Annotated in this window: 2 protein-coding genes; one reads left to right on the top strand and one right to left on the bottom strand. The window is 59.3% G+C overall.

The features are described 5' to 3' along the window. The coding region (gene mdh, locus ACH2EH_RS03570) for a malate dehydrogenase (RefSeq protein WP_395139040.1) at positions 1–752 on the bottom strand (752 nt) is incomplete at its 3' end. An 83-nt stretch (positions 753–835) separates the two neighbouring features. On the opposite strand from mdh, the gene ACH2EH_RS03575 reads away from it, so the two are divergent. After that, positions 836–2,228, top strand: a 1,393-nt coding sequence (locus tag ACH2EH_RS03575) for a DUF1501 domain-containing protein (protein ID WP_395139042.1), incomplete at its 3' end; no start/stop codon positions are given.

The raw sequence follows: 2,228 nt of genomic DNA on the forward strand, positions 1-2,228 counted from the left end.
GAGCAGGGGAGGATGCGTTTTTTGTCCTTGAGAATCGCCTCGACCATCTGCACGGTCGCGGCGGCAGGAGCGTAGTAGGCTGAGCCTTTTTCGAGCAGCGCGACGATCTCCGCGCCGCCTTTTTTGGCACGCTCGACAATGGCGCTGAGCTTGTCCTCAGGAATGAAGTGGGTTATGGGAATGCCCGCCACCGTGGTGTAGCTCGGGAGCGGCACCATCTCGTCGCCGTGACCGCCTAGCAGCATGGCCTGAATATCCTCGACGGAGCAGCCGATCTCCTGAGCCAGAAAGGTCCGGTAGCGCGCCGTATCCAGCACGCCTCCCTGGCCGATGACGCGGTTTTTGGGAAAGCCCGAGACTTTCCACGCCAGAGTCGCCATCGTGTCCATGGGGTTGTTGACGATTAGCACAATAGAGTTCGGAGCGAACTCTTTAATCTTCTCAATATTGCTGGCCGTGATGTCCGCGTTTACGGCAACCAAGTCCTCGCGGGTCATGCCGGGCTTGCGGGGCGCACCCGATGTGAGAATGACAATGTCTGAGCCCGCCATTGCGGCGAAATCATCGCCGCCGGTGATACTCAGATCGTAGCCCTCGACCGGGCCAGCCTGGAGCAGGTCCAATGCCTTGCCCTTTGCGACACCACCGAAGATGTCAATTAACACGACGTCGGCTAACTCTTTGGAGGCGATCCAGTGGGCGCAGGTTGAGCCGACAAAACCCGCACCAATAATTGAAACTTTCTTGCGCATAGCGGTTCATTGTACCTGCAAGTAGGATAAAATTGATGCATATTCACCATATTCCCCCGCCGCGCGGGGGCTAGGGGGTTGGTTTGAGCAACGATTTTTGTAAACGAACACGACGAGAGTTTTTGTGGGAGGCCGGAGCGGGCTTCACGGGTCTGGCACTGACGGGCCTACTGGGCACCGATGGCTTTTTTCCTAAACAGGCACAAGCCAGCCCCCTCCCCCCCGCTGGGCGGGGGCTGGGGGGTAAAAAAGCCAAGAGCGTGATTTTCTTATTCATGTACGGCGGCCCCAGCCAGGTAGACACGTTTGATTACAAGCCCGAGCTGGTCAAGGGCGATGGCAAGACCGTCAATATCAAGAGTTTTCGCAATGCGGGCAAGACCATTCCCCTCACACTCATGGGGCCTAAGTGGAAGTTCAAGCAGTACGGTCAGTGCGGTAAGCACGTCTCCGATCTGTTCCCCAATGTGGGGGCCCTGTCCGATGACATTGCGTATCTGCATTCTGTCTACTCCGACTCCCCGATCCACGGCTCCGCAATGCTCCAGATGAACTCCGGCAAGATCCTCTCGGGCTCGCCGAGCCTGGGGACCTGGGTGAACTACGGTCTGGGTTTCGACGCGAAAGAGCTACCCGGTTTTGTGGTGATGCTCGATACCACCGGTGGCCCGATCTCTGGTGCGAAGAACTGGGCGAGTGGCTACATGCCCGCCAAGTTCCAGGGCACGGTGCTGCGCTCAGCGGGCGACCCGATTCTCGATCTCTCCCGCCCTAGTGGCATGGCCCCCGATCACCAGCGCGAGCTACTCGATGCGATTGGTGATCTGAACCAGGCGCACCGCAAGCCGCGCGAGGACAACTCCAACCTCGCCGCCCGCGTCGCGAGCTACGAGCTGGCGTTTCAGATGCAGCGCACCGCTCCCGAGGCCGTTGATATTTCCAAAGAGCCCGAGAGCATCAAAGAAATGTACGGGCTGAATGAGGCGCACACCAAAGACTTTGGGTTTCGGTGTTTGCTCGCACGGCGCATGGTCGAGCGCGGTGTTCCGTTTATCCAGCTCTACGCGGGCGGCGGCAACACGGATTTCTTGAACTTCTGGGATGCGCACGGCAACCTGGTGCCCAACCACAACCGCAATGCGGGCCGTGTGGACAAGCCCATCGCCGGTTTGCTTAAGGATCTCAAGCAGCGTGGGCTTTTAGACGAAACCCTGGTTGTCTGGGGCGGGGAGTTCGGGCGCACGGCCCATGCCACGGGAGATGGCCGCGACCATAACTCCTACGGCTTCACGATGTGGATGGCGGGCGGCGGAATTAAGGGCGGCGTCAGCTACGGCGAGAGCGATGAGCTGGGCTACGCGGCAGCAATCAACCCAACCCCGGTCAAGCGCGTCCACGCCACGATTCTGCACCAGCTCGGCCTTGATCCGAATAACCTGACGTACTTTTACGGCGGTCTTAGTCAGAAGCTCGTCG

This window comes from Armatimonas sp. (assembly GCF_043760365.1).
In the GTDB taxonomy this organism is placed as follows: Bacteria; Armatimonadota; Armatimonadia; order Armatimonadales; family Armatimonadaceae; genus Armatimonas.